The organism is Homoserinimonas aerilata (assembly GCF_006716125.1).
In the GTDB taxonomy this organism is placed as follows: Bacteria; Actinomycetota; Actinomycetes; order Actinomycetales; family Microbacteriaceae; genus Homoserinimonas; species Homoserinimonas aerilata.
The window spans coordinates 1,780,600-1,804,843 of the sequence record NZ_VFOM01000001.1 but is presented as its reverse complement, the minus strand read 5'-3'; the positions used below and the strand labels follow the sequence as shown (position 1 = coordinate 1,804,843).

The window sequence follows — 24,244 nt, the reverse complement described above, 5'->3', positions numbered from 1 at the left end:
TTGCTAGTTGAAAATGGGGTGAGGTGGAGAGCCGGTCTATAGCTTTACAGAGTTGCCAGTACGAGAGGACTCAAGAATCGCCTCCGCAACACGGAGTGTTTCGAGCCCTTCGCGCATGGTCACGATGTCCTGGCGGATTCCGAGGATCGCGTCTCTGAAAGCTTCGTGCTCAACTCTGAGCGGCTCACGCTTAGTGAGGGCATACCGAATGATGCGACCCTCTGACATGCCGCGAAAGGCTGCGATTGAATCCCAAGCGGTCTCAAGGACGCCATTCTCATAGAACGTGAGATCCGCCGAAATGGTGTCTGCCACAAGCGACCCTTTTTCGCCCGTGGCGATGGTCACCCGTTCTTTGAGGGGGGATAACCAGTTCACAAGGTGGCTGGTGACTATCTTGTTGGAGAGTCGGCCGGTCGCCACCACGAGGTCCTCGTGGGGGCGACCGCTCTTTAGCGCGGTCTGGGCGTAGACGGACTCGTAGGGGCTCTGCGCAAGCCACGACGTCGAATCGATGTCGTGGGTTCCGAGATCCTTGACAACCCCGACATCGGCGATGCGCGAGGGGAAGGGCCCCTGTCTCCGTGTGGCGATCTGATAGACGTCACCCAATTCGCCAGCCTCGATGCGTTCACGCATGTTCTGCAGAGATGGGTTGAAGCGCTCGATGTGCCCGACAGCACCCACAAGGCCACGAGACTCGAATGCGTCGACCAAGTTGAGACCCTCATCCAAGGTGTTGGCTAGAGGCTTTTCGATAAGCGCGTGTACGCCGGCTTCGGCGAACTTCAGTCCGACCGCTTCATGGAAGATTGTCGGGACTGCGACGACAACCATGTCCAAGTTGTGTCCGAGCAATTCCTCGACCGAATTGCATAGCGGAGTCGAGCCTGCGACGTTGTGGGGATCGCCCATCGCATCAGCAACAGCGACCAGCCGGACCCCGTCAATTTCGCGTAAGACTCGAGCGTGGTGCCGTCCCATCATGCCCAGGCCGACAAGCCCCGCCCGCAGGTCACCCATTATGCGCCAGCCCCAGTCAGCTTGTTCATGGCAGTCACAATTCGCTCCAGATCGTCTTGGCTGAGGGACGGATGCACGGGCAGGGAAATGACTTCCTTAGAGGCCGCTTCAGTGACCGGCAGGTCTTCCGCGCGGCTAAACGAAGGTAGCCGATGGTTTGGGATCGGGTAGTAGACGCCGGAGCCGATCTGGAATTCATCGCGAAGCGCGGCCGCTACCCCGTCACGGTCATCGGTGATTCTGACCGTGTACTGGTGGTAGACGTGCTCCACTCCATCGGCGACCTTTGGCACCACTGCGTTGGTGAGGTTCTTCGAAAGAAAAGCTGCATTGTCTTGACGCTGTTTGGTCCAACGCCAGATCTTGGTTAGCTGTACGCGACCAATCGCAGCGTGCAGGTTGGTCATGCGCGCGTTGAAGCCGACGATCTCGTTCTCGTACTGCTTCTCCATGCCCTGGTTGCGCAGTAGTCGCAGCTGTCGCTCGATCTCGGGCGAACCTGTACTCACCATGCCGCCCTCGCCCGACGTCATGTTCTTAGTCGGGTAGAGGCTGAACATCGCGAATGCCCCGAAGGTTCCCACGCGGCGTCCATTGATGCTTGCGCCGTGGGCTTGGGCGGCATCCTCGAAGAGCTGAAGTCCGCGATCATCGGCAATCTGTTGCAGCTGATCCATGTTCGCCGGGTGCCCGTAGAGATGCACCGGCATGATTGCTGCAGTGCGCTCTGTGATGACACTCTTGACCGATTCAGCGCTGAGGCAGAAATAATCGGGTTCGATGTCGGCGAAGACTGGCGTCGCGCCCGTAAGTGCAACCGAGTTGGCGGTGGCGGCAAAGGTAAACGAAGGAACGATCACTTCATCACCGGGGCCAATACCAGCGGCGAGAAGGCCAAGGTGAAGGCCGGTGGTGCCCGAGTTGACGGCCACCGCTGCTCGCTCGTCAAGCAGAACCTTCGAGAACTCCTCCTCGAATGCAGCTACTTCTGTTCCCTGCGCGAGTTGGCCTGACTGTAGAACCGCATCAACGGCGCGTCGTTCGTCCTCGCCAATGATGGGTCGGGCCGCTGGGATGAACTCGTTACTCATTCGTATGCCTCCGTCAGGCCGTTTTCACTTTCTTGATACTTTTCGCCCGTCTGCGGACATACCCAGACATCGTCGACTTGAGTGAGGGGATGGCCAGCCTTGCCGACCCACCCAATCCGACGAGCAGGCACCCCTGCCACTAAGGCGAAATCAGAGACGTCCTTCGTCACTACCGAGCCGGCTGCCACAGTCGCCCATCGTCCGATACGGACAGGTGCCACACAGACAGCTCGCGCACCGATTGCGGCACCGTCGCCGATGGTCACCCCGGTTGGTGTCCAGTCCGTTGCTGATTTCTGGGAGCCATCGGGATTGATCGCTCGCGGATAGGTGTCATTGGTGAGGACTACCGCAGGGCCGATGAAGACTCCGTGCCCCAGAATCGCCGGCTCGTAGATGAGAGCGTCGTTTTGGATTTTCGAGTTCGCTCCGACCGTGACACCGGATCCGATGTAGGCACCGCGCCCAATGATGCAATTGGAACCGAGATCAGCGAGCTCGCGAACCTGAGCTAAGTCCCAAATCTTACAGCTGTCGGCAATGGAAGCGGATTCGGCAACTTGTGCGCTCTGCGCAATGTGCATGTGGAATGAACGACCTTTCGAGCATCAGATCTGTTGGGACAATTGTAATGGCGAGAATTATGAAGGACTCTCTCTTCCGTATGCCCTTACGGCCGTAGCTCTGTATGTCCATGCGGCTCTCGGTACATGACGCATCTGCGACCGCTGACGAATCGAATCTGCGATCACCATCGAGAATGGAACTGTCATTAGCTAAGGCCCAGAGCCGGTTCTCGCAGGGCTGGCATTGGGAGTTGGCAGAGGGCTTCGGTGAACCAATTGAAGTTGGTGAAGGGAGTGTCTTGATGGGTGGCGTCATGACGGATGCGCTTTACCGAGTCCATGACGGGCTGACTGTTTCTCCGTGGAGCTTGCCCATCAATGTTGTGCCCGGCGGATCCTACATAAGCGCCATTCATTGCCCGGACAACACAGATGATCCAGCTCGTTGATGGGCTTTCGGTGCTGGACTGTCCGATGGTGCTGTGGCTCACCCTCGTCTCGTCTCGTCGCTCTCGCATCACAGCACGGAATCGGGCTCGATCGAGGTGCATTCAACTTCAGACGGATTCTGCTTCTAGGCATCCTTCGATTGGTGGTGGACGGAGAACGAGGCCGGTGGGAGCTGTTGCCCATCTTCGGTCTGGTTGAATATGGGAATGACTTCATATGCCCATGCGCCCGGCGCCCGTCACCGGAATGCCGAGCAGCGGCGAGTGCCCAAATGGCTGCCATGGACAATTCTCGCCGTCGTCCTCCTCCTGATCGCTGCTGCCGCTTGGATCGGCCTCCGGGCGCTCCAGGCCAAGACCGAACTTGAAACCGCGCAAGGTCTCGTGGGAACGCTGAAGACCCAGCTCGTCACTTTCGAAATGGACGGGGCGACCGAAACCCTCGACAATTTGAAGCAGCACACGTCGAGCGCGCGTGACCTCACCGGCGACCCCATTTGGCGGGTCGCCGAGGTGTTCCCCGGTTTGGGTAAGAATCTCACCGTCGTGCGAGAACTCGCCGAGGCCACCGATGACGTAGTAGTCGACGTGATAGCGCCGCTCATCGGAGTCGCCGAAACCATTGACCCCTCAAGCCTCGCTCCCGTCGACGGCGCTATCAACCTGCAACCCCTCCAAGACGCACTCCCCGTGCTGTCGGGCGCCAATGGGCAGATGCAAACCATCGTCGCAAAAGTCAAGAACGTCGACTCCGAAGGCACCATCTCACAGGTCTCCGCTGCGCAGAAGCAACTAGCAGGCCTCCTCGACAGCGTCGCGCCCACACTCGACACCCTCGACAGGATGTTGGCCGTCGTCCCCGGGCTGCTCGGTGCAGACGGACCCCGCAACTACATCGTCATGTTCCAGAACAACGCTGAAGCGCGCGCCCTTGGCGGCACTGCGCTCTCCTTCGTCGGGGTCAGTACCGACCAGGGCAGGATCACCATTGGCCAAGCACTCCCGGCAGGGCTCGGTAATTTCGACAGGTACGAAACCTCCGTGCTCCCCATTCCGGATGGCGCTGAGCAGATTTACTCCGGCGGAGCATACGGAACGTTCATTCCGAACGTGACAGTCCGTCCAAGCTTCACGACTGCCGCTCAACTGACACAAGAGATGTTCAGCCGTAAGTATGGCGACGTCTCCGACGGCGTTATCTCCATCGATCCGGTTGCCCTCAGCTATGTGCTGGGCGCGACGGATCCGGTCACTTTATCGACGGGTGATGTACTCGATCGGGACTCGCTCGTTCCCTTCCTTTTGAATGGCATTTACCAGAAATACAGCGCCCTTGCCCAGGACGCGATCTATGCGGAGACCGTTGATGCTGTGGTCGACCGCATACTCGGTGGCTCGCTCGATCCGGCCGAGCTCATCAAGGCGCTCGTCCGAGGGTGGGACGAAAATCGCGTCCTCTTCTACAGCAACCACGAAGATGTGCAGGCCGTGCTCACTGAACTCGGGCAGAAGGGCGAACTGCCGCTCAGCGACAGTGAAACAGACAGAGTCGGCGTCTACTTCCAGGAGAACGTCGGCTCCAAGCTCAACTTCTACCTGCAGCAGAAAGTCACCCTCGCCAAGGCCACCTGCCGCGACGACGGGCGGCAGACCTACCGGGTCACAGTCGACCTCACCAGCACCGTGCCCGCCGACGCAGGCAGCACGCTTTCGCCCTCCATCCTCGGCAACTACGAGCACGAGGGCCTCAACCCCGGCGCGCAGCGCATGGTGCAGCTCATCTACGCGCCGCCCGGCTCGACCATCAACAGCGCAACAGTCAACGGCGGCCCGCTCGCCCTCGGCAGCTACCACGACGAGGCATACCCGGTCTCACGAGTCCAGCTGCTCGTCGAACCGGGCGCGACCGTGACTATCAGCTACGACATCACCGCGCCGGAAGCTGGCGAGAAGGCGCTCGAAGCCCAGATCACACCCATGGTCAACCCCACCACGATCGAAGAAAGCACGCTCGACTGCGCCACAGTACCCGTGCCATAGCGCACCCACCGGCGGGCGGCATCCGCACCACGACGACGGATAGTCTGGACGCCGCAGCACAGCCATAGAACGGGGGAGGGGGAAGCCATGGACGAAGGGCCCAGGGCGTCACGCTTCAGGCGGCGGCTCACCATGCTCCTGCTCGTGGTCTACGCCGCCTTCGTCATGGTAATCACGCTCACCCCGCAGATGCCCGGCTCTGGCTTCGTCGGCCGCGTCGTCCACCGCGTGCTCGCCTCGCTCCACGCTCGCGGACTCTTCGAAAGCGTCAACTTTCTCACCATCGAATTCCTCGGCAACATCCTCATGTTCGTGCCGCTCGGCATATTCGTGGCGCTGCTCGTCTCGCGGCGACACTGGTGGGTGCTGCTGTTCCTCGGCACGATCTTCTCCGGCGTGATCGAACTCGGGCAACTGCTGTTCCTGCCCGACCGGTTCCCCGAAGTGCGCGACCTTATCTCCAACAGCACCGGATTTTTGCTCGGCGCCACAGCATCCGTCACCTTCCGGCTCATCGTCGCCCACCGCGACGGGCTCGTCGAACGCGACAGGCGCGAAGCAGCACAGCGCGCCGCCAACAGCCGACACGACCACCAGCGGCAATAAACCTCAGGCGCTGCGGCGAGCCGTATCCGTCAACGGGCGATCAGCCGGAGCGGCCGGCGTGATCTTCGTACGGATCGCCACAAACACCAACAACGCCCAGCCATACTCAACCAGCAGGCGACTCTCCGCAACGCTCTGCACGAGCAACGCCACCATCAACAACAGCGGAAGCATCGACAGGGCAGGATGCGGCTTCGGCGCAAGCCCCGCATCCGAATCACCCGGATGGTTACGAGGCAGCGAACCATCCACCGCCAAAAACCACGACCGCAGCAGTGTCGACAACACCAACGCCGCAAACACGATCATGCCCACCCAGCCCAGCTGCAGCCAGACATCCAGCCACGCATTGTGGGCATGCAACTGCAGCACCCCATGGCGCACCTCAAGAGTGTCAAACGGCGCCACCCACGGCGCCCAATAACTCACCCAACCCCAACCGAACACCGGGCGCTGCTCCGCCAGGCCGACAACAGCCTCCCAGATGCCCAAACGGCCCGTCAGGTCACTGCTCTTACCCAGAAGGCCCAGGATGCCGTCACGCCCCACAAGCGACACCGTCGCCACCGCCGCGAGAGCCGCAGCGAACACCACATACGCGATCGTGCGCGGGGCACCCACGCGGATGCGCCGCATCGTCCACACCACCGCCACCACAATCGCCAACACCACCAGCGCCAACAGGATCGTCGCCGACCGCGTCAACACCACCACCAGCGCGGACACCGCCAACCAGAACACCATGCCCACACCGTGACGGCGCAACGTCGTATGCGTCGGCAGATCGATCGCACTGCGCGCCGCAAACTGCACCGCAAACACAATCACACCCAGCAGCGCCACAAACGCCAGCAGACTCGAATTGCCCACAATGCCCTGAATGGGCCCACCATCGAACAGCACATTGCGCGACCAGAACAACTGCAGCGGCAGCTTGCCATCCGGATACTCCACCCACAACGGCAGCACCGGCACGCGCACCACAGTCGCCACCATCAACTCGAACAGCAGCGACAACGCCAGAATGTACTTGATCGCGCGACCCAGAAACCGCAGCAGCTCAGCCCAATCCAGAATCAGCGCCAACGCGAACGCCCCCAGCGTTGTCACCCACTGGCCCGCAATGCCCAACGCCGACGCGCCCGGATAGAAAGACCAGGCGACGGATGCTGTGGCCAGCAGCATGAACAACACCAGCGGGTACGGCGCAGCACCCAGGCGCAGCACACCCCTGCGCTGCCACACCAGCGTGGCCGACACCGCCACGATGAACGCGACCACCACACCCCAGCCGTACCAGCTCAGCGTGTACCGCAGGGCGTCGCCGGCGAGCAGCGTGAACAGGGTCAGCGTCGCAAAAAACGACAAGAACGAACGGCTCTGCAGCATGGCCACGAGTTTACGGCGCGGGCGGGGTGCGCTCCCGCCCGTGCCCGCCTCTGCCCGCCGAAAACGAAGGAGATATCGGCCGAAGCGTCCGCAAATCGTCCTCACGGGGACGTTATCGACACGATCTCCTGCGTTTTCGGCGCACTCACCACGCCACGTACCGTTCGCCGCACCGAGCGCATCCGATCGTTGATTGCGCGCAGTTGCCCGCCGAAAACGAAGGAGATCCTCGCCGAAACGACCCCGGATGCGCCCCACGGGGACGAAAACGGCACCATCTCCTTCGTTTTCAGCGCGGCCGTCGCAGTGAGCCCGTCACGGCGAACCCGTCACAGCACGTCCGTCACGCGGCGGATGCCACAGCACGCCGAGCCGGGGGAGCGCTGCAGCGCCGGCGTCAGACGAACGCGGCCGTGCCCGTGATCGCGCGGCCCACAATGAGCGTGTTCATCTCGCGCGTGCCCTCATACGAGTACAGCGCTTCCGCATCCATGAAGAACCGGATCACGTCGTAGTCGGTGACGATGCCGTTGCCGCCGAAGATCTCGCGGCACCACGCCACCGTCTCGCGCATGCGGCTCGTCGTGAACGCCTTCGCCAGCGCAGAATGCTCGTCCCGCTGGATGCCCTCGTCCTGCATCTGCGACACCCGCATGCACAGCGCCAGTGACGCCGTGATGTTGCCGAGGCTCTTCGCCAGCAGGTCCTGCACCAGCTGGTGGCTGCCGATGGTCTTGCCGAACTGCACGCGCTCGCCCGCATACTTCACGGCCGCCTCGTACGCGCCGATCGACGTCGCCACGGCACCCCACGCCACGTCAGCACGTGTCGCCCTCAGAACACGCGCCGTGTCCTTGAAGGAGTTCGCGTCCGCCAGCTTCAGGGCATCCGGAACCACTACATTGTCGAGCGTGATGTCCGCATTCTGCACCATGCGCAGGCTCTGCTTGTTCTCGATCTTCGTCGCCGAATAGCCGGCCGTGCTCGTCGGAACAATGAAACCCTTCACCTGGTTGTCGGCCTCATCTTTCGCCCAGATGATGGTGATGTCGCTGAAAGTGGCGTTGCCGATCCACCGCTTCGAACCATTCAGAATCCAGTTGTCGCCGTCACGCCGCGCCGTCGTGCGCAGCCCCTGCGCGCTGTCGCTTCCACTCAGCGGCTCGGTCAGGCCGAACGCGCCCACAACCTCGCCGGACGCCATCCGCGGCAGCCAGTCGGCACGCTGCTCCGCGCTGCCGCACGCCGCAATCGACCCCATCGCCAGCCCGTTCTGCACACCGATGTAGGTGCTCACGCTCGCATCCACACGACCCAACTCGATGGCAACCCACCCGCGGAAGACCGCCGAATTCTCGAACGGACGCGTCTCCTCCCAGGCGAGACCCGCAACACCCAGATCGGCGAGACCCCGGATGAGCTGGGTCGGGAACTCGGCACGGTTCCAGTGATCATTCACAATCGGCCGGATCTCAGAGTCAAGGTACTCGCGCAACCGCAGCAGAAACCCCTTCTCCTCATCGGTCAGGGTGTTCTCGAAACCATAGAAATCGGCGGCCAAAGAATCGAACGACATGAAAGCTCCATTGCGTATACGGACGGTGTCAACAGTGAGACTACGGATGCTGCGCCCGCCACCCCAAGCAGATTGGTACTTTGGACTAACCCGCCGACGGTGCCACCGTGCCCCGTTGTAGAACCCCTCTTGAGAGGCCACAGCATGTTCCTGCGCATCGCCAACACCCCGCGCCCGTACGCGTGGGGGTCGACGACGGCCATCTCCTCGCTGCTCGGTACCGAAGCATCCGGCGGCCCCGAAGCGGAACTGTGGCTCGGCACGCACCCCGGCTCGCCGTCGCGGCTCGTGCAGCCCGTCGACGGGGCGCAGACGCTGGCCGAATGGCTGGAGCGACAGGGGGGCGAGGTCGCTGCGTCTGCTGGCGCTTCTGTGCCGGCGCTGGGGGCTGTGCCGGTGGATGTACCGAAAACGAAGGAGATTCGCGACGAAACGACCGCTGCGGGCACATCTGCGGCAGAAAAGGGAGAGAACTCCTTCGAATTCGGCGAGGGTCGGCTGCCCTTTCTGTTGAAGATCCTCGCGGCGGGTGGCCCGCTGTCGTTGCAGGCTCACCCGACTCCTGAGCAGGCGATCGCCGGCTTCGAACGCGAAAACGCCGCCGGCATCCCGCTCGACGCGCCGCACCGCAACTACAAGGACCCGTACCCGAAGCCGGAGATCATCTACGCACTCAGCGACACCTTCGACGCATTGTGCGGCTTCAGAGACCCGCAATTGTCGGCGCAGATCGTGCGCGCGCTCGGGCCCGACGATCGGCTCGAGCAGCTCGCCGCGCGGATCGAGTCGCGCCCGCTGGCCGAAGTGTTCGAATGGCTGATCACGCGCGGCCCCGGCGTCGACGAACTGGTCGCGGCCGTCACGCGCGCGGCTGCCGCGACCGCTGCTGCCAGCTCTGCTGCTGGCGCCGCCGCATCCGCCGCGCCCGCCGCATCCGCCCCGCCCGCCGCATCCGCCCCGCCCGCCGATGGCCTGCCGAAAACGAAGGAGATACCCGGCGAAACGACCCCGCAGGGCGTCGACGGGGCAGAAAGCGGCCACAGCTCCTTCGTTTTCGGCAGCGCAGCAGCGGATGCCGCGGCAGGCACCGTGCGGATGCTCGCCGCCGAATACCCCGGCGACCCCGGCATCGTCATCTCGCTGCTACTGAACCGGGTCACACTGCGCCGCGGCGAGGCGCTCTACCTGCCGGCCGGCAACATCCACGCCTACCTGCACGGGCTCGGCGTCGAACTGATGGTCGCATCCGACAATGTGCTGCGCGGCGGGCTCACTCCGAAACACATCGACGTGGGCGAGCTGCTCGCCGTGCTCGACTTCGCACCGCAGCCGGTGCCGTGGCTGCGGCCGGTGCGTTCGGGCGGCGCCGACATTTTTCGCCCTACGGACGCCGGCTTCGAGCTTGCCGTCGTCGACGGGAGCGCGTCACTCGCGCTCGAGACGTCGGCGATTGCCATCTGCACGCGCGGCGAGGCGACCGTGACCGGGCAGGAGTCGTCTGTGCGGCTCGTGCGCGGAGACTCGGTGTTCATCACCGCGTCGGAGGGCGCACTCACCGTCGAGGGCGACGCCGAACTGTTCATCGCCAGCGGGTCGTAACGCCGGGGCCGATTCGGCTGCGGTGCGTGGGCCCGCCGAAAACGAAGGAGATGCGGCCGGAAACGTCCCCGCGGGCGCACGCCGGGGTCGTTTCGCCGCGAATCTCCTTCGTTTTCGGCAGGCACAGGCCAGCGTCGTGGGGCGGGTCGCGCGACTCGTCCCCACCAGGGCGCGTCCGGGCACGCGAGTGCACAGATGCGTGTCACCAGCGAGAAGACGCCGCGCCCGGCCGACAGCATGGGGTGATGCGATCGATCGACCAGAGCATCCGCAGAGCCGGGTGGTTCCTGCGCCGTCGCGAACTACTGGCGCTCGGATACGCCGACCACAGCATCCGTCACGCGCTCGAGATGAAACGCATCTTCAGGGTGCGCCACGGCTGGTATTCGGTTCCGGATGCGCCAGAGTCGGCGATCATGGCCGTGCGCGTCGGTGGCCGGCTCACGTCGGTGTCCGCGCTGCTCAGCTACGGGCTGCGCGTACCCAGGGGTGACATGCTGCACGTGGCCGTGCCCGCCACTGCGGCCCGGCTGCGCAGCCCGCACGACAAACACACGCGTCTTCACTTCGGTGCGATGGTGCGGGTGCACTGGGCCGACACGCGCGACGGGGGAGAGAGGTGGCGGGTCTCTGTTGACGATGCGCTGTTGGCGGTGCTGCTCGAACGTTCCCGGGACGTGGCGGTCGCATGCCTGAGCGCCGCCCTGCACCACAGGCTCACGACCGTGAGGCAGCTGGATGCGATCTTCGCGCGTGCTCCCGCGCGAGTGCAGCGGTGGCGCTGCCTGGTGAGCACGCTCGACGAGTCACACGGTGAGACCTTCGTGCGGCTGTGGCTGCTCGACGCCGGAATTCACTTCGAGCAGCAGTCGACCGTTCGGGGTGCGGGCCGGTTCGATTTCCGTGTCGGCCCGAGCACTTACGTGGAGGTCGACGGGGCGCAGCACGACCCCGACTGGACGGGGGAGGGGCCCAGCTCTTGGGCGGGCGATCTCGACCGCGCGCTCACCGTCGTTGGCGGCAACGGCACCGTCATCCATGTCGGCTACCAGTTGCTGCATCAGCAGTGGGGTCGGGTGTGTGCGGCGATCCGTGTCGCCATCGCTGACGACCTGGTGCTTGCCGCGTACCGTCGCCGCCAGTCGGCCCGGGCATCCGCCGCCGGCTCGTCTGGTTCGTTACCCGTCGCATCCGCTGCGCCCTCTGCTGCTCGCCGAAAACGAAGGAAATCCCGCGCAAAACCGCCTTGGTGAGCGCATATGGGGCCGTTGTGTGGCGACACTCCTTCGTTTTCAGCACGCGGCGTCGGATGCACAGGGCGCGACGAAACGGTGCCCGGATGCGCACGGCCAGGCAGCAGCAGGAGGCCCGCAGCTACGCGAGCGCGCGCTCGCCGAACAGGCGCCGGTACGCGGTGGGGGTCGTCTGCAGCGTCTTCACGAAGTGGTGCCGCATGACGGCGGCCGTGCCGAAGCCGCTGTCGGCGGCGATCGACTCGAGCCCGCGGTCGCTGCGTTCGAGCAGCTGCTGCGCGTGGTTGAGCCGCTGCCGGTTCAGCCAGGCGGCCGGCGTGGTGCCCATCTCGGAGCGGAACCGGCGCGCGAATGTGCGCGGGGACATGAGCGCCCTGCGGCTGAGCTGGTCGATGGTGAGGTCCTCGCCCAGATTTTCGAGCATCCATTCGGCGACCGCCGCGAACGAGTCGCTCTGGCATTCGGCGACGGGGCTGGAGATGTACTGCGATTGGCCGCCGTCGCGCTGCGGCGGCACCACCATGCGGCGGGCGATGACGTTGGCGGCCGCAGCGCCGAGCTCTTTGCGCACGATGTGCAGTGCGGCGTCGATTCCGGCGGCGGTGCCGGCGCCGGTGACGACTTTGCGGTCGTCGACGAACAGAACATCCGGGTCGACCTCGGTGTTCGGAAATTCGGATGCCAGCTGTGCCGCATGCATCCAGTGGGTTGTGCTGCGGCGGCCGTCGAGCAACCCCGCCTCGCCGAGCACGAAGGCACCGCTGCAGACGCTGAGCACCCACGCGCCACGCGCTTCCGCCGCGCGCACCGCCTGCAGCACGCGCGGGTCGACGGGCAGCCCGATGGTGTGGGCTGGCACGGCGATCAGGTCGGCCTCCGCGACGACGCTGAGATCCTGCGTGATGACCATGTCGTAGCCGAGGCTGGTGCGCACGGCACCCGGCTCGGCGGTCGCGATGCTGAAGTCGAACTTGGGACCGTCCATGTCGCTGCGGTCGATGCCGAAGACCTCGCAGATGACGCCGAACTCGAAGGGCGCGACGCCGGGCAGGGCTATGAGAGCGATCTTGCGTAGCATCCGGATGCTCCTCAGTCGTCGGCAAGAGAACTCGCCTTGGCAGAATATGGTCGAACTGTGGCTATCCTGCCACTCGTGGCGCTTCCTCGCAATACGTAGATTTACTGCCATGGTTACAGCAGTGATAGTCGGAACCCTGGTCCTCGTGGCGGTGGCGGTGACCGTCTGGGAGATTCCGCGAGACGGGTTCCATCGCATGCCCGCTAAGCTTCGGTGGCGGGGGATCAGATAACGTTTGGCCGCTCCGTGGGCGCGTCGAAACCCTCAATGCAGAGTTGAGTCTTTACGATTTGCGACTTGACTAAGCCGAACTACACCGGTGTAATTACCCGTAGCGCGTTTTAGCGCACGTCGTTCGCAAGGCAGAGGGGAGAGTGTGATATGGCGCCCGAACTACATCGCGGAGTTCCGGACAATTGGTTTGTCGATCCTGTTTCTCTCGGCGTTCCCGGGGTTCGCAAACGCTCGATCGATGATGACGACAACGCTCTCGCCTGGCAGGCGGACTCGCTGTGCGCTCAGACCGACCCGGAGGCGTTCTTCCCCGAGAAGGGCGGATCGACGCGCGACGCGAAGAAGATCTGCACCTCCTGCGAGGTTCGCACCCAGTGCCTCGAGTACGCGCTGCACAACGACGAGCGCTTCGGCATCTGGGGCGGGCTCTCCGAGCGTGAGCGCCGCAAGCTCCGCAAGAGCGCTGGCTAGCACCCCCTTTCTCGGCCATCTCTGCCGCCGCCGCGGTGCTCCTTGTGGTGACCCTGAGCATCCGCATGTCGTCGTCTGCGACGTCGCTCGCTGAAACCGGCGCCCGTCGGATCGGCGCTCATGCCGAACGCGCTTGCTGAAAACGAAGGACATCCTGCCGATTTCGTCCCCAAGCGGCACCATCGGGGCGCTTTCCGCCGGATTCTCCTTCGTTTTCAGTGGGCTCGGCGAGGCAGGCGCGGCGTCGCTGCGGGGAGCGCGCGGGCGGGCCGGGCCGCGTGTCTGAGCGGCCGCGCCGCGGGCAGCACGTAGTCTCGAACGGATGCGCCAGAGAGTCACAGCGATACTTGTCGCCCGAAACGGGGGCGACCACCTCAAGCGCACCCTCCCGGCGCTTGCGGCGCAGACGCGCGCGCCCGACACGATCATCGCCGTCGATGCAGCATCCGATGACGACAGCGAAAAGCTGCTCGCCGCATCCGGCCCCACCCAGCTGGTGAGCCTGCCGCCGCGCGCCAACCTGGCGTTCGGCGCGGCCGTCGCGCAGGCTGCGCGCGTACTCGGCGACACCGACCGAGCCGACACGGCTGGCGCCAGCACCAACGCGCAAACAAAACAAGCACAGCCCGAACCAGCCGACCCCGATTCCGAGTGGCTCTGGCTGCTCGCCCATGACAGCGCCCCGCATCCGCGCGCGCTGCAGCAGTTGTTGGCGGCGGTGGAGATCGCACCGTCGGTGGCGATCGCGGGCCCCAAGGTCATGAGCTGGGATCGGCCGGATGTGATCGCCGAGTTCGGTGAGGCCGTCACCCGTTTCGGCACGTCGCTTCTGATGGTCGAGGATGAGCTCGACCAGGCGCAGCATGATGTCACGGAGGACATGCTGGGTGTGGCCATGAACGGCATGCTCGTGCGGCGCAGCGTCTGGCAGGCTTTGGGTGGTTTCGATCCGGGGCTGCCGTCGGTGGATGCTGGACTCGATTTTTCGATCAGGGCGCGTCTGGCCGGGCACCGCGTGATTGTGGTTCCGGGTGCGCGTGTGTCGGCTGCGGGGGGTCCGGAACATTTTGGGCGGCGGTCCGTTTCGGCGGCTCGCCGTGCGCGTGTCGCGCGCGCGGCCCAGCTGCACAGGCGGCTCGTGTATGCCCCGCTGGTGGCGGTGCCGTTGCACTGGTTGTCGCTGTTGCCGCTTGCGGTGCTGCGCGCTGTGGGGCAGCTGTTGGCGAAGCATCCGGGGTTTGTGGGCGGCGAGTTCGCGGCCGCTCTGGCCGCCATGTTCGATGCTGGCGTTGCGGGTTCGCGCGCGCGCTTGAGGCGTAGTCGCCGGCTCGGGTGGGGGGCGATCGCGCCGTTGCGCGTGCCTGCGGCGCAGGTGCGGGAGAAGCGAGCGCAGGCGCGGGAGGCGTCGCTGCCGGGCGGTGGTGTTCCGGATGAGCCGAAGGTCGGGTATCTGGGCGGCGGCGGTCTTTGGGCTGCCGTGTTTGCGGGCGTTGTGGGTGTTGTCGCGTTCGGGCCGCTGTTGGGCGCTCAGGCCGTGTCGGGTGGCGGGCTGCTTCCGTTGAGCGCGACGGTGGGTGAGTTGTGGTCGAATGTCGGCTACGGCTGGCGCAGCATCGGCACAGGCTTTGAGGGGTTCTCTGACCCCTTTGCGTATGTTCTGGCTGTTCTCGGCTCGATCACGTTCTGGTCGCCGTCGTTCAGCATTGTGCTGCTTTACCTTCTTGCTTTGCCGTTGGCGTCTGCGGGCGCGTGGTTCGCGGCCCGCCGCATTTCGCGCAAGGGCTGGATTCCGCTGGTGGCGGCTGTTCTGTGGTCTGCGGCGCCACCTCTTTTGTCGTCGCTGATGATGGGTCATTTGGGCGCGTCGATCGCGCACATCCTTCTGCCGTGGTTGGTGCTTGCCACGGTGAGCGCGGCGCGCTCGGTGCCGGCCGCTGCGGCCGCCGGTTTGCTGTTCGCTGTTGTGGCGGCATCCGCCCCTGTTCTGGTTCCTGCGCTGCTGGTGATGTGGGTTGTGTGGATGGTGGCGCAGCCGCGGGGTCTGCTGCGCATTGTGAACATCCCGATTCTGGCGGCAGCCCTGTTTGCCCCGCTTGTGGTGGAGCAGATCATGCGCGGGACTCCGCTTGCGCTGCTTGCCGACCCGGGTGCGCCTGCGGCGGCTGGTGCGAGTTCGGGCTGGCATCTGGCGCTGCTGAGTGCTGCTGAGGGGCTGAACGGCTGGACCTCTGTCGTGCAGGGGCTTGCTCTGCCGGGCGTTTCTGCGCATGTCGTGGTGGCGGTCCTGTTGGCGCCTGTGGGCATCCTGGCGCTCCTCGCCCTGTTCGTTCCGGGGTCGCGGCGGTCGATTCCGTCGCTGGTGATCGCCCTGCTCGGTTTCGTGACGGCGGTCGCGGCGTCGCGTATCGAGCTGTCGTCGCTGGGCGCTGAGTCGGTTCCTGTGTGGCCGGGTTCGGGTCTGAGCCTGTTCTGGTTGGGCCTCACGGGCGGTGTCGTGGTGGTGTTGGGCGCGCTCGGGCGGGCGTCGGCGGCTGCTGGCCTTGCGGCGTCGCTGGCGACGGTCGTGTTGGCGGTGCCACTGTTGGGGGCGATGCTCTCGGGCGAGTCTGCCGTGCAGGCCAGTTCGGGGCGTATCGTTCCGGCGGTCGTTGCCGCTGAGGCGCGCACGAATCCGCAGATCGGCATGCTGCGGCTTGTTCCTGCGGGCGAGGATGCGCTTGTCGTCGAGTTGCAGCGCGGCACCGGGGCGACGCTCGATGAGCAGTCGACGCTTGCCGCGACGGCGCACGATACGACGGATGCGCAGCGTCAGGCGGCGACGCTGGCCGCGAACCTGGCCTCCCGCGGCAGCTACGATCCAACCTCCGATCTTGCCGAGCTGTACATCGGTTTCATTGTGCTCGCCGATGTGGATGCGGCGACGGCCATGGATGTCGGGGCCGCCGAGCAGGTGCACAAGCGGGCGGCGGATTCCCTCGACGGCAATCCCGCGGTGACGCCGGTCGGGCAGACGAGTTCTGGCCTGCTGTGGCGTGTGACGGAGCCGCCGACGACGGCCCCGGATGCCCCGGAGGACGCGATCGACAGCCTTCAGGGCCGCGTGCTGCTGGGCGTGCAGGCACTGTTCTTCGTGGTGACGGTGCTGCTCGCGATCCCCACGCAGCGCCGCCGCCGTGTGCGTTCCACGCTGAGCGGGGACGGGCCGGCCGCGACCTTCGACGAGGAGAGCGATGACTGAGCGCGGCCAGGGGCAGTTCCCCTCCGACGACCGTTTCTCTGGGCAGGACGAGCAGTTCTCCGGCCCCATCGAGATCGGGCCACGGGCGGATGCCGACGAGCAGGAGAGCCCCGGCACGAAGCCCGGTAAGAAGCCGAGCAAGAAGCCGCGTGAGAAGCGCGACAAGAAGCCCGCCGAGCCGAAGGTGCGGCGCCCCGGTTCCGTCAAGGGCGCCGTGCTCGTCTCGGCGCGCCTCGTCGCCGGCACGGTCGGCCTCGCCGTCGCGGCGGCGACGCTGGGCGCGGCCGTCTTCCTGCCGCTGCCCACCGCCGACAGCGAACCGCTGGCACTCGATGTGACGCCCGTCGCGGCTCAGCAGCAGAGGGTGTGCGCTGGCCCGCTGCTGCGCCTCGGCGACGACACGGGCGCGCAGGCGAGCACCGCATCCGCGCTCGGATCCCCGCGAGTCACCGACGCCGCCGACGAGGGCAAGGTGGCGATCAGCCGCCCGCAGACGAGCGACGGCGACCCCGACAACGCAGCCGATGTGCTGACCCTCGCCGCCACCGGCGGCGCGGGGGAGCAGCCCCTGCTCGCCGGCAGCCAGGCGCAGCGGGCAGCCTCCGGCGACTTCGTCGGCACCGCGGCCGCCGAATGCACCGAACCGTCCGACGACATCTGGCTGGTCGGCGGCGCCACCACCACCGGCCGCACGACCCTGCTCAGCATCGTCAACGCCAGCGAGACACCCGCAACGGTCAGCATCTCCATCTACTCGGAGAACGGCGAGGTCACCGCACCCGGAACATCCGCCATCGCCGTCGCCCCCGGATCGGAACGCATCTACTCGCTCGCAGGCCTCGCCCCCGGCGTGAGTGCGCCCGTCGTTCGGGTGCAGAGCAGCGGCAGCCTCGTCGCGGCATCGATGCAGCAGGCGACCGTACGCACGCTCGCCGCCGGCGGTCTCGACTTCGTGACCGTGGGCGTGGCTCCCGCCACGACGGCGGTCATCCCCGGAGTCGTCTTCGGCGACCACGAGCTCCTCGAGGAGGCCATCGCCGGCGAGGACTTCCTCGACCTGAACCCCGTGCTCCGCGTCTTCGTGCCCGGCGAGAACACCGGCCACGCCACCATCACCATGGTGCGCGAGACGAAGCCGGGCGCAGCCCCCGCAGAGCCGGTCGACATCACCGTGTCGATCGACGGCGGCAGGGTCACCGAGCTGCCCCTCGGCGGCTTCGACGCCGGCAGCTACACCGCCACCATCACAGCCGACACCCCCTTCGTCGCGGGCGTGCGCACCACCTCGGCGGCAGCATCCGGGGTCAACGACTTCGCCTGGCTGGCGACGAGCAGGGCACTGCGCGAGCGCGCCCTCGTGCCGGTCGCCAACGGAGGAACCGCCTCGCTCCACCTGTCGAACCCCACCGACACGGATGCCCGGGCCACGCTCACGAACGAGGCCGGCAAATCCGTCACCGTCGAGGTTCCTGCGGGGTCCGCCGTGGTCACCGCCGTCGCCCCCGGCTCCACCTACACCCTCGACGACTTCGACAGGCTCAACGCCTCCGTCGGCTTTGTGGGAGAGGGCACGATCGCCGCGCACAGCGTGTCGCCGCGCGGGCCCACCTCGACACCGCTGACCATCTACCCCTGAGCCGATGAGCAGGGCATCGGATGCTGCGGTGCCAGATTCAGCCGTCGCATCCGTTCAGAAATGGTGCGGAGCATCCGCCCAGAAGTCTGCCCAACGGTCAGCTCAGAAGTGTCTGAAGCGCTCCGGCGCGAGATCCCACGGGTCCTTGCCGAGCAGCTCGGCGACCGCGCGAAACACACAACTCTCGATCATCATGCGCCTGTGCAGCTCGTCGTCGCGGTGCAGCCGTGCGAGCCGCTCGATCGGCAGCCGGTACAGAACGATGCGCTGCTCGGCGGCGACAACAGACCAGCGCTCCACGAAGCCGGCCGGATTCGCGCCCATCGGCAGCGCAGCAACCTCGAAGCGCACCCGGGCCAGCTCGCGCGGCCACAGATCCTTCAGATAGCCGGCGGCGGATGCGACGCTCATGTCGAAGACGTCGGCCCGCGTGTGAAGCAGGGGCAGGTGCGGGCCCGTCACCGCCGAACGGATGCCACGCCCGTGGCGGTCACGCGAGCCGGGCCGCGCAGATGCGCGTGTGCTGCGAGAACGGGCCATACAGCCAGTCTAGGCTGGAGCCAAATGAATGGACGGCCCTGCAGCAAAGTCGCCTGCGCACGCGACGCGATCTCGACGCTCACCTACGACTACGCCGACTCGATGGCCGTGCTCGGGCCGCTCAGCCAGAAGGCAGAACCGCACGCCTACGACCTCTGCGCGGTGCACTCCGAGAGGCTCTCCGTGCCGCAGGGATGGCAGGTCATCCGTCATGTAGCTTTGGGTGCATGACCGCCGCAGCAGCCCCCACACCGATCGACCTCGCACCATTCATCAAGGCATATGACGTCCGCGGACTCGTCGGCAGTCAGCTCACCGCATCCGTCGTCGAAGCGCTCGGTGCGGCATTCGTCGACGAGGTCGGCGCGGCCGGGGCAGACGTCGTCGTCGGGCACGACATGCGCGACTCCTCGCCCGAATTTGCGGCCGCATTCTCGGCCGGCGCGCGCGCCCGCGGCGGCAACATTGTGCTCATCGGGCTGTGCTCAACCGACGAAAGCTACTTCGCCTCCGGCAGCCTGAACGCGCCCGCCGCCATGTTCACGGCCAGCCACAACCCGGCCACCTACAACGGCATCAAGTTCAGCAGGGCAGGCGCGCAGGGCATCAGCTTCGACACGGGACTGAAGGAGATCAGGGACCGCGCGCAGCAGTACCTGGCCACCGGGATCACCGCCGTCGGCACCCCCGGCGCGCTGCGCGAGCTCGACGTGCTGGCCGACTACGCGGCCTACCTGCGCTCGCTCGTCGACCTCTCGGGCATCCGGCCGCTGCGCGTCGTCGTCGACGCGGGCAACGGGATGGGCGGGCTCACAGTGCCCGCCGTGCTCTCGACCGCCGCAGGGCTGCCCGCGCTGCCGCTCGAGATCGTGCCCCTCTACTTCGAACTCGACGGAACGTTCCCCAACCACGAGGCCAACCCGCTCGACCCGGCCAACCTGGTCGACCTGCAGAAGGCCGTCGTCGCGCACGGCGCCGACCTGGGGCTCGCCTTCGACGGCGACGCCGACAGGTGCTTCGTCGTCGACGAGACGGGCGCACCCGTCACCCCCTCGGCCGTCGCCGCGGTCGTCGCACTGCGCGAGATCCGGCGCGTGCAGGCATCCGACCCCGACGCCGACATCGCCGTCATCCACAACCTCATCACCTCCCGCGCCGTCGCCGAGACCATCACGGCTGCCGGCGCGACGCCCGTGCGCACACGCGTCGGCCACTCGCTCATCAAAGACGAGATGGCGGCGACGGGTGCCATCTTCGGCGGCGAGCACTCCGCCCACTACTACTTCAAAGACTTCTGGGGCGCAGACAACGGCATGCTCGCCGCCATGCACCTGCTCGCCGAATTCGGTGCGCACGCGGCAGGAAACCCGGATGCTGTGCTGTCGACGTTCGCCGCCGAATTCGACCCGTACTCGCAGAGCGGCGAGATCAACTCGACGGTGACGGATGTTCCGGCCGCGTACGCGCGCATCGTCGAAGATTTCGCCGGCGAGGGAGAGCTCGACGAGCTCGACGGGCTCACCGTCAGCGGTGGCAGCCCGGACGGCTTCTGGTGGTTCAACGTGCGGCCGTCGAACACGGAGCCGCTGCTGCGCCTCAACGCGGAGGCCGCCACGGAGCCCGAGATGCGGCGCATCCGCGATCGCGTGCTCGCACTCATCCGCGCCTGACGCGCGCCCGCTCCCTCCCCGCCCGCTTCATCGCCTCCGATCGCCTGCCGAAAACGAAGGACATCCTTCCGAATTCGACCCCGCGGGCGCACTTTGCGGCACATCCGGCGCGTATCTCCTTCGTTTTCGGCGGGCACGTTCGGCGAGCGACCAGGGGGTGGCATGGGGGAGCGGCACCGCCGCCGCGTCTGCGAGAATTGGGGGATGCCCTCCTCCTTCGAATACCAGGTCGCCGATCTCGCCCTCGCAGAGGCGGGTCGCCACCAGCTGCGCCTCGCCGAGAACGAGATGCCCGGCCTGATGGCCCTGCGCGCCGAATTCGGCGACAGTAAGCCGCTCGCCGGTGCCCGCATCGCCGGCAGCCTGCACATGACCGTGCAGACGGCGGTGCTCATCGAGACGCTCGTCGCGCTCGGCGCGCAGGTGCGCTGGGCGAGCTGCAACATCTTCTCCACGCAGGACGAGGCGGCGGCGGCCATCGTCGTCGGAAACGGAAGCCCCGAGCATCCGGCCGGCGTTCCCGTCTTCGCCTGGAAGGGTGAAACCCTCGAGGAGTACTGGGCGTGCACGGAGCGCATCTTCGACTGGTCGGCCGAGGCATCCGCTGCCGGCGCCGACTTCACGGGACCCAACATGATCCTCGATGACGGCGGCGACGCCACGATGCTCGTGCACAAGGGGCGCGAGTTCGAGCTGGCGGGTGCGGTTCCGGATGCTGCGGAGGGCGACAGCCACGAATGGCGCGTCGTCCTCGGCGTGCTGCGCGCATCGCTTGCCGTGAGCTCCGACCGCTGGACGCGCGTCGCATCCGAGATCCAGGGCGTCACCGAGGAGACCACGACGGGCGTTCACCGCCTGTACGAGCTGGCGCGCGACGGCGAGCTGCAGTTCGCCGCCATCAACGTCAACGACTCGGTCACCAAATCCAAATTCGACAACAAGTACGGCATCCGCCACTCACTGCCCGACGGGCTGAACAGGGCGACGGATGTTCTCATCGGCGGCAAGGTCGCCTTCGTGTGCGGTTACGGCGACGTCGGCAAGGGTGCCGCGGAGGCGCTGCGCGGCCAGGGCGCCCGCGTCATCGTCAGCGAAGTCGACCCCATCAACGCACTGCAGGCGGCGATGGACGGCTACCAGGTCACCACGCTCGACGCCGTCATCGGCGACATCGACATTCTCGTCAGCGGCACCGGCAACAAGGACGTCATCACCGTCGACCACCTGCTCGGCCTCAAGCACCTCGCCGTCGTCGCCAATGTGGGGCACTTCGACAACGAGATCGACATGGCCGGGCTCGAATCGCTTGCCGGCGCGGAACGTGTCGAGATCAAGCCGCAGGTGCACGAGTGGCGTCTGCCGACCGGACGCAGCGTGCTCGTGCTCAGCGAGGGGCGGCTGATGAACCTGGGCAACGCGACCGGGCATCCGTCATTCGTGATGAGCAACTCGTTCGCCAACCAGGTGCTCGCGCAGATCGAGCTGTACGCGCACGGTGAGGACTACGACCGGCAGGTGTACGTGCTGCCGAAGCTGCTCGACGAGAAGGTCGCGCGGCTGCACTTGGACGCGCTCGGCGTGAAGCTGACGACGCTCACCGCGGAGCAGGCCGACTACATCGGCGTGCCCGTTGAGGGCCCCTACAAGGTGGACCACTACCGCTACTAGCGCTCACGCGCTCCGGCGCCGCCGCATCCGCCCGACCGCGCCACCACGTGCCCGCTGAAACGTGCCTGCTGAAAACGAAGGACATTCTCGGCGAATCGACCGCGGCGGGACGTTTTGCGGCACGTTTGGGGCGGATCTCCTTCGTTTTCAGCGCACCCGCACCGAGCAGCGCGCTCCGTACGGCAAGAACCGCGCGACAAGCACGCGGGCCGAGGGCACGGATGCGGGAGGCGGCAGGCGCGTCAGCGCTCCGGGAAGCGGTGCGGCAGCCCCTGCAGCACCGGGTCGAGCACGGCGAGCCGCTCGCGCTCCGCATGCAGCGCCCGGTACTCGCGATCACGGCGCACCGCGGCGACACCGGCGAGGAAGAGCTCCGCGTCGACATCCGGCAGCGGCGACACATAGCGGGCCGCCTCCGACGCGAGCTGCCGTGCGATGCGGATGCGCGACGCCGCGCCGTGCCCGCGCGCCTGCCTCAGGAACTGGGCGATGCGGCGTGCCAGGCTGCCCGGCATCCGCGCCACATCCGCCGTCTGTGACCACTCGACCAACTCGAGCGGCACCCCGTGCACGGGCGGTGACGTCTTCGCGACGCGCTCATGCTGGCTGTATGTTCCCGCGATGAGGTCGCCGAGGCGCTTCGAGCGGGGGTTCAGCAGGGCGACCGCCGTCGCGACGCCGCCCAGTGTCATCAGGATCTCGAACAGCCCCACCATCGAGCGGGTGAACGCGTGCCGGAACCCGATCGCGCCGCCGTCGTCGCGCACGATGCGTGCACCCACCGCCAGCTTGCCCAGCGAGCGCCCCTGCGTGAGCAGCTCGACTGTCGTCGGGATGGCGACAACACACAGCACGAGCGCGATCACGGAGATCGCGGTGAGCGTCGCCTCATCGAGGAGCGACTGCATGAGCGGCGTCGCCAACACCAGCACGACGCCGAGGTAGACGGCGAAGTAGGCGATCCAGTCGATGATGGCGCCGGCCGCCCGCAGGATGAAATCGGCCGGACGCAGGTCGAGGACGACGGCCTCACCGGTGATCAGCTCGTCATCCTCAGCGATGTTCGGCGCGATGGACATGCTTCGACCCTATAGCTCTCCTAGGATCGACAGCGATGGATATCGACGCCTACGCCGCAGCCCGCAGTGCCGAATGGGATGAGCTCGAACGCCTCGGCGCGAAGCGGCGCTTCACAGGCGGCGAAGCGGATGAGCTGATCGAGCGGTACCAGGCGGGCGCAACAGACCTGTCGGCGCTGAAGACGACGACGGGTTCGTCCATCCAGGCCGACCGCCTCTCGCTGCGGCTGTCGCGCGCGCGACTGCGTTTCACGGGGGCGAGCAGCAATGTGCTGCACCAGGTGACCGTGTTCTTCGGCGCGCAGTTGCCGGCGGCGCTGTTCCGCATCCGGTGGCTGTCGCTGGCGGTCACGCTCGGCACGGCCATCATCGCGGTGCTGTACGGGTGGTGGGCGACGCAGACGCCGGGCGTGCTTGCAGGCTTCGGCACGGAGGAGTTTCGGCGGCAGTTCGCGGAGGAGGACTTCGTCGAGTACTACTCTGAGCATCCGCCGTCGTCGTTCACCGGCCTGGTGTGGACCAACAACGCCTTCCTTGCCGCCCAGTGCATCGCGTTCGGCATCGTGGGCGTGTACGCGCCGTACCTGCTGATGGCGAACGCGCAGAATCTGGGCGTGTCGGCGGCGATCATGGCCGACAACGGGCGCCTGGACGTGTTCTTCCTGTACATCGCGCCGCACGGTCAGCTCGAGCTGTACGCGATCTTCGTCGCCGGGGCTGCCGGCATGCGCATCTTCTGGGCGTGGGTGGCGCCGGGTGCGCGCACGCGGGCGCAGGCGCTCGCGGAGGACGGGCGCGCGCTCATCACGGTTGCGGTGGGTTTGACGCTCGCCCTGTTGGTCTCGGGTGTCATCGAGGGTTATGTGACCCGGCAGGACTGGCCGTGGGTGATCAAGATCGGCATCGGCACGGTCGCGCTGGGCGGCTTCCTCTGGTACCAGTGGTTCGTCGGTGGCAGGGCGTTCCGGGCCGGCCAGACGGGCGATCTGGACGAGTTCGAGGCGGGAGCGAAGCGGCTCATCGCCGGCTGACGAGGGC

The 24,244-nt window shown here is 66.3% G+C and carries 19 protein-coding genes; 11 read left to right on the top strand and 8 right to left on the bottom strand.

The window, feature by feature from the left end:
- Window positions 1-36 precede the first annotated feature (36 nt).
- Genes FB562_RS08485 through FB562_RS08475 form a run of 3 tightly spaced genes read right to left on the bottom strand, consistent with a single transcriptional unit; the run spans window position 37 to window position 2,698 of the window.
- On the bottom strand, window positions 37-1,023 hold the full coding sequence (locus FB562_RS08485; RefSeq protein WP_141880701.1) for a Gfo/Idh/MocA family protein: 987 nt from the start codon (window positions 1,021-1,023) through the stop codon (window positions 37-39).
- Entirely contained in the window at window positions 1,023-2,114 is a 1,092-nt protein-coding gene (locus tag FB562_RS08480; protein ID WP_141880700.1) for a DegT/DnrJ/EryC1/StrS family aminotransferase, read from the bottom strand. Before FB562_RS08480 ends, FB562_RS08485 begins: the two co-directional genes overlap by 1 nt.
- Entirely contained in the window at window positions 2,111-2,698 is a 588-nt protein-coding gene (locus tag FB562_RS08475; RefSeq protein WP_141880699.1) for an acyltransferase, read from the bottom strand. The genes FB562_RS08480 and FB562_RS08475 overlap by 4 nt, the downstream gene beginning before the upstream one ends.
- Before the next feature lie 638 nt (window positions 2,699-3,336).
- Here FB562_RS08475 and FB562_RS08470 point away from each other — a divergent pair.
- Window positions 3,337-5,169: a DUF4012 domain-containing protein gene (locus FB562_RS08470; protein ID WP_185740491.1), complete on the top strand. Its 1,833-nt coding sequence runs from the start codon at window positions 3,337-3,339 to the stop codon at window positions 5,167-5,169.
- 87 nt (window positions 5,170-5,256) lie between these two features.
- Window positions 5,257-5,775: a VanZ family protein gene (locus FB562_RS08465; protein ID WP_141880697.1), complete on the top strand. Its 519-nt coding sequence runs from the start codon at window positions 5,257-5,259 to the stop codon at window positions 5,773-5,775.
- 3 nt (window positions 5,776-5,778) lie between these two features.
- Here FB562_RS08465 and FB562_RS08460 read toward each other — a convergent pair whose 3' ends face one another.
- Together FB562_RS08460 and FB562_RS08455 are read right to left on the bottom strand one after the other, a co-directional pair.
- Window positions 5,779-7,164 (bottom strand): O-antigen ligase family protein, encoded by a 1,386-nt coding sequence (locus FB562_RS08460; protein WP_141880696.1) that lies wholly within the window; start codon window positions 7,162-7,164, stop codon window positions 5,779-5,781.
- Window positions 7,165-7,561: 397 nt separating this feature from the next.
- Window positions 7,562-8,740, bottom strand: coding sequence for an acyl-CoA dehydrogenase family protein (locus tag FB562_RS08455; protein ID WP_141880695.1), 1,179 nt, complete (start codon window positions 8,738-8,740; stop codon window positions 7,562-7,564).
- Between the two features lie 144 nt (window positions 8,741-8,884).
- Here FB562_RS08455 and FB562_RS13805 point away from each other — a divergent pair, with 144 nt between their 5' ends.
- Window positions 8,885-10,339: a type I phosphomannose isomerase catalytic subunit gene (locus tag FB562_RS13805; protein ID WP_246081402.1), complete on the top strand. Its 1,455-nt coding sequence runs from the start codon at window positions 8,885-8,887 to the stop codon at window positions 10,337-10,339.
- A 245-nt stretch (window positions 10,340-10,584) separates the two neighbouring features.
- On the top strand, window positions 10,585-11,592 hold the full coding sequence (locus FB562_RS08435; protein ID WP_141880694.1) for a hypothetical protein: 1,008 nt from the start codon (window positions 10,585-10,587) through the stop codon (window positions 11,590-11,592).
- 121 nt (window positions 11,593-11,713) lie between these two features.
- Here the strand turns inward: FB562_RS08435 and FB562_RS08430 are convergent, their stop codons facing one another.
- Window positions 11,714-12,670: a GlxA family transcriptional regulator gene (locus tag FB562_RS08430; RefSeq protein WP_141880693.1), complete on the bottom strand. Its 957-nt coding sequence runs from the start codon at window positions 12,668-12,670 to the stop codon at window positions 11,714-11,716.
- A 381-nt stretch (window positions 12,671-13,051) separates the two neighbouring features.
- Between FB562_RS08430 and FB562_RS08425 the strand changes: the two genes are divergently transcribed.
- From FB562_RS08425 to FB562_RS08415, 3 genes are all read left to right on the top strand, one after another.
- Window positions 13,052-13,375 (top strand): WhiB family transcriptional regulator, encoded by a 324-nt coding sequence (locus tag FB562_RS08425; protein WP_141880692.1) that lies wholly within the window; start codon window positions 13,052-13,054, stop codon window positions 13,373-13,375.
- A gap of 322 nt (window positions 13,376-13,697) precedes the next feature.
- On the top strand, window positions 13,698-16,613 hold the full coding sequence (locus FB562_RS08420) for a glycosyltransferase family 2 protein (RefSeq protein ID WP_141880691.1): 2,916 nt from the start codon (window positions 13,698-13,700) through the stop codon (window positions 16,611-16,613).
- Window positions 16,606-18,249 (top strand): DUF5719 family protein, encoded by a 1,644-nt coding sequence (locus FB562_RS08415; RefSeq protein WP_185740490.1) that lies wholly within the window; start codon window positions 16,606-16,608, stop codon window positions 18,247-18,249. Before FB562_RS08420 ends, FB562_RS08415 begins: the two co-directional genes overlap by 8 nt.
- Window positions 18,250-18,351: 102 nt before the next feature.
- Here FB562_RS08415 and FB562_RS08410 read toward each other — a convergent pair whose 3' ends face one another.
- Window positions 18,352-18,789, bottom strand: a complete 438-nt coding sequence (locus tag FB562_RS08410; RefSeq protein ID WP_141880689.1) for a metallopeptidase family protein — start codon at window positions 18,787-18,789, stop codon at window positions 18,352-18,354.
- A 24-nt stretch (window positions 18,790-18,813) separates the two neighbouring features.
- Here FB562_RS08410 and FB562_RS08405 point away from each other — a divergent pair, with 24 nt between their 5' ends.
- The 3 genes from FB562_RS08405 to ahcY all read left to right on the top strand — a co-directional run bounded on the left by FB562_RS08405 (window position 18,814) and on the right by ahcY (window position 22,127).
- The gene (locus FB562_RS08405) at window positions 18,814-19,020 is read left to right on the top strand and encodes a DUF3499 family protein (protein ID WP_141880688.1); all 207 of its coding nucleotides are present in this window, start codon (window positions 18,814-18,816) and stop codon (window positions 19,018-19,020) included.
- Window positions 19,017-20,459, top strand: coding sequence for a phosphomannomutase/phosphoglucomutase (locus FB562_RS08400; protein WP_141880687.1), 1,443 nt, complete (start codon window positions 19,017-19,019; stop codon window positions 20,457-20,459). Before FB562_RS08405 ends, FB562_RS08400 begins: the two co-directional genes overlap by 4 nt.
- Window positions 20,460-20,663: 204 nt before the next feature.
- Window positions 20,664-22,127 carry an adenosylhomocysteinase gene (ahcY, locus tag FB562_RS08395; RefSeq protein WP_141880686.1) on the top strand — a complete coding sequence of 488 codons (1,464 nt, stop codon included), beginning with the start codon at window positions 20,664-20,666 and terminating at the stop codon, window positions 22,125-22,127.
- Window positions 22,128-22,369: 242 nt separating this feature from the next.
- Here ahcY and FB562_RS08390 read toward each other — a convergent pair whose 3' ends face one another.
- On the bottom strand, window positions 22,370-23,206 hold the full coding sequence (locus FB562_RS08390) for an RDD family protein (protein ID WP_141880685.1): 837 nt from the start codon (window positions 23,204-23,206) through the stop codon (window positions 22,370-22,372).
- A gap of 35 nt (window positions 23,207-23,241) precedes the next feature.
- On the opposite strand from FB562_RS08390, the gene FB562_RS08385 reads away from it, so the two are divergent.
- Entirely contained in the window at window positions 23,242-24,237 is a 996-nt protein-coding gene (locus tag FB562_RS08385) for a stage II sporulation protein M (protein ID WP_141880684.1), read from the top strand.
- Window positions 24,238-24,244: the final 7 nt, after the last annotated feature.